At 60.5% G+C, this 7,907-nt stretch carries 8 protein-coding genes and 1 tRNA gene; 2 read left to right on the top strand and 7 right to left on the bottom strand.

Features of this window, described 5'->3' with window-relative positions; translation table 11 throughout:
• The 6 genes from HU806_RS25960 to HU806_RS25935 form a co-directional block, all read right to left on the bottom strand.
• Window positions 1–1,594, bottom strand: a 1,594-nt coding sequence (locus tag HU806_RS25960) for a DUF6531 domain-containing protein (protein ID WP_238350244.1), incomplete at its 3' end; no start/stop codon positions are given.
• Between the two features lie 208 nt (window positions 1,595–1,802).
• Window positions 1,803–2,204, bottom strand: a complete 402-nt coding sequence (locus tag HU806_RS25955) for an SEL1-like repeat protein (RefSeq protein ID WP_186615724.1) — start codon at window positions 2,202–2,204, stop codon at window positions 1,803–1,805.
• Window positions 2,205–2,576 carry a hypothetical protein gene (locus HU806_RS25950; protein ID WP_003179080.1) on the bottom strand — a complete coding sequence of 124 codons (372 nt, stop codon included), beginning with the start codon at window positions 2,574–2,576 and terminating at the stop codon, window positions 2,205–2,207.
• Window positions 2,573–2,914 (bottom strand): helix-turn-helix domain-containing protein, encoded by a 342-nt coding sequence (locus tag HU806_RS25945; protein WP_186615722.1) that lies wholly within the window; start codon window positions 2,912–2,914, stop codon window positions 2,573–2,575. Before HU806_RS25945 ends, HU806_RS25950 begins: the two co-directional genes overlap by 4 nt.
• Before the next feature lie 114 nt (window positions 2,915–3,028).
• Window positions 3,029–3,484 carry a YkvA family protein gene (locus HU806_RS25940; RefSeq protein ID WP_186615720.1) on the bottom strand — a complete coding sequence of 152 codons (456 nt, stop codon included), beginning with the start codon at window positions 3,482–3,484 and terminating at the stop codon, window positions 3,029–3,031.
• 294 nt (window positions 3,485–3,778) lie between these two features.
• Window positions 3,779–4,492: an FKBP-type peptidyl-prolyl cis-trans isomerase gene (locus HU806_RS25935; protein ID WP_030142016.1), complete on the bottom strand. Its 714-nt coding sequence runs from the start codon at window positions 4,490–4,492 to the stop codon at window positions 3,779–3,781.
• Between the two features lie 267 nt (window positions 4,493–4,759).
• Between HU806_RS25935 and HU806_RS25930 the strand changes: the two genes are divergently transcribed.
• Together HU806_RS25930 and HU806_RS25925 are read left to right on the top strand one after the other, a co-directional pair.
• Window positions 4,760–6,565 (top strand): di-heme-cytochrome C peroxidase, encoded by a 1,806-nt coding sequence (locus tag HU806_RS25930; RefSeq protein WP_186615718.1) that lies wholly within the window; start codon window positions 4,760–4,762, stop codon window positions 6,563–6,565.
• 31 nt (window positions 6,566–6,596) lie between these two features.
• A complete protein-coding gene (locus tag HU806_RS25925) occupies window positions 6,597–7,733 on the top strand; it encodes a catalase family protein (RefSeq protein WP_186615716.1) in 1,137 nt (378 codons plus the stop codon).
• Window positions 7,734–7,824: 91 nt separating this feature from the next.
• Here HU806_RS25925 and HU806_RS25920 read toward each other — a convergent pair.
• Window positions 7,825–7,901: transfer RNA gene (locus HU806_RS25920), tRNA-Asp, on the bottom strand.
• Window positions 7,902–7,907 lie beyond the last annotated feature (6 nt).

Raw genomic sequence — 7,907 nt, 5'->3', positions numbered from 1 at the left:
CGTACCGATCGCTCAGGGCGATCAGATGACCGTCGCGAAAGTGTAGGAAAGGCGCACCGTCGCCGGGTTGGGCGATGATCAGCTCGTCCGGCTCGCTGCTCAGGTAGATCGCCGCGCGGGCCAGGCTGTTGTGGATCGCCGGGCGTTGCAGGTGTGGTCGAGGAAATGTGGTGCGGCGGTTTTCCTGGTCGATCCAGATGACCTGCTCGCCTTCGATCAACAGGCGATGGGACAGGGCATGACTCCAGCCACGGCCGAGGCCAATGTCCAGGTCGGCAGCGCTGGTGCGATAAAGACGGGTGAAGACGAAGGGCAAACGCCCGTCGAGGGTGCCGTCTTCCAGGGTCAGCAGTTCTTCGCCGGTGACCATCGACACCGGGCAGCCATGGGTGCGGGTTTGGTCGGCGTTGTCGGCGGGATCGCCGTTGGGGTTTTTCGATTGGGCGGGGGCGTCGTCGTGGTGTTGGTCTTGTTTCAGCGTGGTATTGCGCTTCGCGTCCCAGCGCAGTTGCATCCGGCCCTTTTTCACAGCGGCGGTGATGCCTCGCGCCGCCACGGTTTTGTAGCGGTCCACGTAGGCCATGAAACCGTTCACCACCGCGAAGATGGCACGAATGAAACGCTTCGCGGCATCCAGCAGGCGAGCACTGTGCCGAACCAGGCGCATCGACAGATAAGCAATGCCGGCTCCCGCCGCGGCGAAGGTCAGGACCACGCCGATCAGCAGGTCGATCACCAACTGCACGAGCATTGTGGATAACGCTTGGGCCGTGCTGCCGGCGAGTTCACTGGGCGGCAGCATGTCCAGCCAGAGACTGGCGGTGCGCACCAGTAGGCACAGAGCCGCTTCGTCACTGGCCAGCAGCTGCAGCTTCGCCATGACCTGCGGTGCCGACTGTGCTAGTTCGGCTAGATCGGCCGCGCCGCTGCCCAACTCCGCGCCGAACCGAACCGGGTCCTTGAGGATGTCCGAGATCAGGCCGATGCTGTCCCACACCCCTTCGATCGCTGCCCAACCGCCGGCTAGCAGGCCATTGCCCACCGCAGCGGCCGACGTCGTCAGGGATTGCTGCGCCCACTGCGGCTTGAAACCCTGCCATTCGCCGCGCAGCCAGTCCGTCAGATCGGAGGTCAGGCCGTCGTAGGAAGAAAACAGTTCTTCGATTTGCTTGGGAGATACCTCGCCTTGGACGTGTACCTGATAGTAGCGACCCGCTTCGCCCTTGAAGGTCCCCACGCCTTGGGCATCCAGCGTGACCGGCGTGATCTTTCCACTGCCGACCTCCACCACATCGACAACGATGCCGCCCAGCGGAATGTCGTACACCGACTCGAGCTTGCTCTCGATCGTCAAGACGCCGCCCTTGGGGCACTGGGCGACGGTGGAGAGAAAATCCGTGTCCTGGATGCTGACCGCCGTGGTGCTGTCACCGAAACGGATCACCCGCTCCATGCCCATCAATGACGGCAGGTCGGCTAACTGGCTGGCGCCGTCCGCAGCGCGGCTGTACCAGCTCTCGAGCTGCTCGCGGTAAAGGGGAAGGGTCTCTTTGAAACTGTCGAGTGCATCCTCGATGCGGCGCATCTGATCCATCAGGGCAGCGCTCGATCAGAGGCCAACAGGATATATCGATCGGGCATGGGCAGGCGTCTCGCGAGGAATCGGGAAGCGCGAGACTGTGCCGGGGAAGTCCGGGAAAATAAGTCAGATAAGGAGACGGATAGCGTAGGACGATTCTGAGATTTGCCCTAAAGGACATGCTCCATTAGCGAAGAAAAAAGATACCGCCTATGGATAACAACTAAGGGGCCTGGCCTTCGAGCGCCTTGAGCTTGATCTCGGCCAACGGATGCCCGGCCTTTGCAGCCAGGGTCCACCAGCGCGCCGCTTCGGCCGGGTCCGGCGCTTTAGTGGCGGACCCGGCGAGGCTAATGACGCCGACCTGATAGGCGGCCTTGCCATCACCGGCCAGTGCGGCCAATCGCAGCAGGCGAATGCCCTCCTCCCGCGCGCCCAGCCCCTGGCCGCGAAACGTCAGGATATGCCCGTAGAAACTCTGGGCACCGACATCACCCAGGTTCGCCATGCGTGCAAACTGACCTTCGAGCCAGGCCCAGCCACGCGGCTGTCGGACGAACCATGACCAATGAAACAACCGACGCGCCAGCCAATAGCCGGCCCGCGCCTTGATGCGCCAGAGCACTCAGGCCTCCGCCGATTCGGGGTACTCGTATTCGAACACCCGAACCACTTCCGAAGCATGCCAGGACGCAGCGGCGACGCCGTCGGAGGGACCGGAAAAACGGCCGAGGCGTTCGACACATTCGAAGAAACCGGTGCGCGGCAATCGGCTGGCACCCTGGCTGATGACCAACGAACTGCGCAGCGGCTGTTCAGCCCGGGCGTCCAGCGCGGCGAGATGTTCGAGCGCGGCGGTCAAGGTCTGCATCGCCGGGCTTGGAAGCTGCAAGCGTTCCAGCAAGGCGCGGTATGTCAGCAAATGGCGCTGGCGACGTGCCTGGTCCAACTCCCCCAACAACCCATCCCAATGTTGTCGACTGATGCGTACACTCACGATTCATCCCTCCAACCCGGCACCGTCAGTTCCCAGGCCAAGCTGCGCTTGATCGCGGCATCGGGCTGACGCTCGCCGCTTTCGATCATGGCCAGATAAGACGGGCTGATGCCTACCGTGCGGGCCAGCGCCTCGATGGCGATGCCCTTCCCTTCGCGCAAGCTGCGCAACTGATCCAGACCAGGAAGGACCTGATCGGGTGCCGCCGCGTCCTGGGCTTTTGCCTCCCGCGGCGGAGCTTGATTGAGACCTGCTGCCTTCAATAACGACTGGTACTGACCCCACGGCAAAACCGCGTACTCGGGCTCTCCGTCGCGTGTGATTATTTGAATATCCATGTCTACCCCGTAGGACAACAACACTTAGCGAGTCAGCTTTTTTCCTTGGAAGTGTAATCCTAAATAGCAGCCAAGGTCGCGGGGCGATGATGTTCTGGGGGCAAACAGGCGGGATCAGGACTTTTTCGGACCTTGGAGCTGGAGTTGTTCTGGGGTATCGGGAAGTCTTTCAACCCGTGCGAGCTTCTCGGGTGACTGCTGGTCACGCCAGGCGCGGAAGGCACTGAGTTCGTCGTCGAGTGTTTTCATGATCCACGCCAGCACGGCAATGTCGTCGAACATGCCGAACATCGGCAGCAGGTCTGGAATCGCGTCCAGAGGGCTGAGGAAATACATGAGCCCCGCGACGACTGACAATAACGACTTGGCACTGACCGCCCGGTACTCGCCACGCCAGTAGGCCAGGCACAACGCCTGCAACAAGCGCAGGTCTTCCTTGAGCTTGCCCAGCCGGCCACCTTCGCGCGCGCCTTTGCTGGCAACGGCGAACAGCAACGTCGGCAGTCTACCGCGAGCCAGCAGCCGTCCCGCCAGAGGTAGAAACCGGGTGAAATTCCACGGGGCCTTCATTTTTTCTCCCACTGAAATGTTATCCACACAAATTGTGGATAACCTTGTGAACAGAGCTGCATTTCACCGCTGAAGCCCCCGTTTAATAAGGGCCCGGCTTAGATCGGGCGTTTTTTACTCACATAAAAAAACCCAATATTTCATTGACTTGATCGGCCAACTGCGTCTAGCGCAGCGCCTGTATTGCCTATGACTGTAGCCCACCCCGAGCGTTCGGTTTTTTTGTCATTCACCGAACACCAGATGCAACAACGCCCCGCATTAAGCGAGGCGTTGTCGTTATAGCAGACGCGATTACTTGGCTGCGTCTTCTTTTGCCGGATCCTTGATTGCCAGCAGTTCCAGGTCAAACACCAGGACCGAATTGGCAGGGATGGCCGGGCTCGGGCTCTGGGCGCCGTAGGCCAGGTCGCTCGGGATGTACAGCTTGTACTTCTCGCCGACGTGCATCAGTTGCAGGCCTTCGACCCAACCCGGGATCACGCCGCTGACCGGCAGGTCAATCGGGCTGCCACGCTCCACGGAGCTGTCGAACACAGTGCCGTTGGTCAACTTGCCGGTGTAGTGAACGGTCACTACGTCGGTCGGCTTGGGCTGTGCGCCGTCGGCTTTCTTGACCACTTCATACTGCAGGCCGGAAGCGGTGGTGGTAACACCCGCCTTCTTGCCATTTTCTTCGAGGAATTTCTTGCCGGCCGCTGCCGACTCTTCACTCATCTTGGCCATGCGTTCTTCGGCACGCTTTTGCAGGGCGGCGAAGGCTTCGACCAGTTCTTCGTCTTTCAGCTTCTGTTCTTTCTTGCCGACGGCATCTTCGATGCCCTGGGCGACTGCTTTGGAGTCCAGGTCATCCATACCTTCCTGAGCCAGGCTCTTGCCCATGTTCAAGCCAATGCCGTAGGAAGCTTTTTGCGCCGGGGTTTTCAGCTCTACGCTGGTCTGCGAGTCACAACCCGCGAGTACCAGGCCAACCAGGGCTACCGCCGCCGCCAACCGATGCTGTTTCATGCTATTTCCTTGTTCATGCGCCTAAAGGGCAATCGAGTAAAGCCGCGAGCTTATCAGGCGGCCACGACCAATGGCTACCGGCATGTGAGCCACAAAGCGATGATAAGTTCAGGCCGGCAAACGCTTTTTGATCCTGGGCAGATGAAGCATCTGTCATCTATTACGTACAGAGACAAATTGCCGCCCCATACGGCCCAAGATAATGGCCACTTGCCGGCCAGCCGGCACTGAGGCATAAGGGCATATCAAAAAAACAAGGACGTTACCGTGCGCCTCCTCTCTCGCATTCTCTTGCTGTTACTCGCCCTGCTCATCATCGCCGTGGCCGTCGTGCTTTATTACGTCGCCAACCCGCGCTTGCCGGCGTATACGCCCGTGGAGCAGGTGCACTATCTGGACCAATGGAGCGCGGCAGAGCGCCAGACTTACTATTTCACCCCCCAGGGCACCCAGGTCAAAGGCCTGCGTTACGAGTGGTTCACGGCCCTCGAATTGCCGTTCTCGCAACAGCGTTTCTCTTCACCGGAATATCTGGCGCGCTTCGGGTTCCTGGTCGATCCGGCGCAAAAAGCCACGCCGCAAAACCCCGGCAACTTGCCGGTAGGTTTCACCCGTCACCAAAACGCGGGCAGCAACGAACAATATCTGGATATTACGTGCGCCGCCTGCCACACCGGCGAGCTGCACTTCAAGGGCCAGGCAATACGGATCGATGGCGGCTCGGCCCAACACGTACTGCCGTCGACTGTTCCGACATTGCGTGGAGGCAGTTTCGGACAGGCATTGGTCGCAAGCCTCGCCTCGACCTACTACAACCCCTGGAAATTCGAGCGCTTCGCCCGCCAAGTGCTGGGCAATGACTATGAGGCTCGTCATGAAGAGTTACGCAAAGCCTTCAAGGTTTCCCTGAACACCTTCCTGAGCACGGCCTGGAACGACACCCATCGCGGCCTCTATCCCACCGAGGAAGGTCCGGGCCGTACCGACGCCTTTGGCCGCATCGCCAACGCCAGTTTCGGCGACGCCATCTCGGAGGAAAACTACCGGGTCGCCAACGCGCCGGTGGATTACCCCCAGCTGTGGGAAATGTGGACATTTGACTGGGTGCAGTGGAACGGCTCGGCCCAGCAACCGATGGCGCGCAATGTCGGCGAGGCATTGGGAGTCGGCGCCACGTTGAATTTCTTCGACGCCCAGGGCAAGCCGCTGCAGGGCGATGCGCGCTATCCTTCCAGCGTGCGCGTGCGCGACCTGAACAAGATTGAAGAAACCTTGCAACTGCTCAAGCCTCCGGCATGGCCGGAGGCGCTCTTGGGCTCGATCGACAAGCCTTTGGCCGCCAAAGGCCGGGGGCTGTTCGCCGAGAACTGCGCCGGCTGCCATGTCCCAAAAGTGGTTCAGGGGCCCGACAGGCCGGTCCAGCAATTGCACATGCTGCCGGTGAAAGTGATCGGCACCGACCCCGGCACCGCCAATAATATCGCCGACCATCGCTTCAACCTGACCAGTCTGCAATGGGACCCGGCCGAGCTGGCGAAGCTGGAGGTGCAACTGCACCCGACGCCGACAGAGCCGCTGGATCTCAGCCAGGTTTCGGTTGCCAAGGGCCTGGCCTATGTCACAGCGTTTGTCGAAAACCGCGCTTATCGCGACGCCGGCGTAACGCCGGTCGAGCGCCCGGCCTTGGATGGCTTCGGGCTGCCCATCGGCGTGCGTGAATTGCGCGCCTACAAGGCCCGACCGCTGGCAGGTGTCTGGGCCACTCCTCCATTCCTGCACAACGGCTCGGTGCCGACGATTTATCAACTGTTGTCCCCCCAGGCCGAGCGGGCAACGACCTTCTATAAAGGCAGCTTCGAATATGACCCGCGACATCTGGGCTATCGCACCGAAGCCTTTGCCAACGGGTTTTTATTCGATACCAAGATCACCGGCAACCACAACAGCGGCCACGAATTCCGCTCAGGCGAGCGAGGCAATGGCGTCATTGGCCGCTTGCTGCAACCGCAAGAACGCTGGGCCTTGCTGGAGTATTTGAAAGTCTTGGGCGGGCCGCTGGAGTCGCAACTGTAATGATGAACCCCACAGGTAAAAGGATGTTTGCATGTTGATCACGCTCTGGCTGCGCCTCGGCGCCTTTTTGGGCAAGACGCTCTTGTGGCTGCTGGGCATCGGGCTGCTCGGCTGGGCCCTGTCCACCGCTTGGTTTGCCTGGCAACACAGCGGCTCGGTCTCGGACAAGGAGCAGATCCCCCCGGGCGAAAGCGCCATGACCCAGGACATCATCCAGACCGCTATCCGCATCGTCGATCAGCACCGCGAAGGCACCCGCTACCTGCGTGATGCCCATGCCAAGGCTCACGGTTGTGTCATGGCCGAAGCCCAAGTGCCGAACGATCTGCCAGCGCCTCTGCGCCAAGGGGTATTTGCCGAACCGGGCAAGACCTGGCAGGCAACGATCCGCCTATCCAACGGTAACGCCTATCCGCAATTCGACAGCTTGCGCGATGCGCGGGGGATGGCGATCAAGTTGCTGGACGTGCCCGGCAAGCAGCTGCTCGCGGGTCGGCAATCACAAGGCGAGCAGGACTTCGTGATGTTCAATCATCCGAACTTCTTTGTCAGTGATGTCGCCGAGTACCGTCAGAATGTGGCCGCTCAGGCTGACGGAAAGAAGGCAATGGCGTTCTTCCCGAGCCTGGATCCGCGGACCTGGCAGGTCCGTCATCTATTCATCGCCCTGTCGACACTCTCCCCGCCCCCGACCAGTCCGACCCAGACCACCTACTTCTCGGTATCGCCTTACAAATTCGGCGCGGCCAATGCCAAGTTTCGCGTCGCACCGGACCCGGACAGCTGCCCAAGCTACACCTTGCCTGCGCAGAACCAGGACCTGCCGAATTTCTTGCGCAGCGCATTGAATCAGCAGTTATCCACAGATCGCGTGCCGGCCTGTTTTGTCTTGCAGATCCAGCGTCAGGATCCGGGCAAGTACATGCCCATCGAAGACACCAGTATTGAATGGCAGGAAGACGATGCACCGTTCGAGACGGTGGCGCGGATCAAGGTGCCGGCTCAGGACTTCGACACGCCCAAGCTGAACCTCGCTTGTGACAATCAATCCTTCAACCCTTGGTTCGGCATCGAGGCTCATCGGCCTATTGGCGGTATCAACCGTTTGCGCAAGGCAGTGTATGAGGCGGTCAGTGATTATCGTCATAGCCGCAATGCCGAGCAGTAGAGAGAGGCAAATGCCAGACAACAAAAAGCCCGCTCAAATGAGCGGGCTTTTTGTTGGCAACCTGGCGTTCAGCATTCCAGATGACCGAATATGGCGCAGCGGACGGGACTCGAACCCGCGACCCCCGGCGTGACAGGCCGGTATTCTAACCGACTGAACTACCGCTGCGCGTAA

Origin of the sequence: Pseudomonas sp. SWRI154 (assembly GCF_014268645.1) — a bacterium.
Lineage (GTDB): Bacteria > Pseudomonadota > Gammaproteobacteria > Pseudomonadales > Pseudomonadaceae > Aquipseudomonas > Aquipseudomonas marvdashtae.
This window is presented reverse-complemented; position numbering and strand designations above follow the sequence as displayed.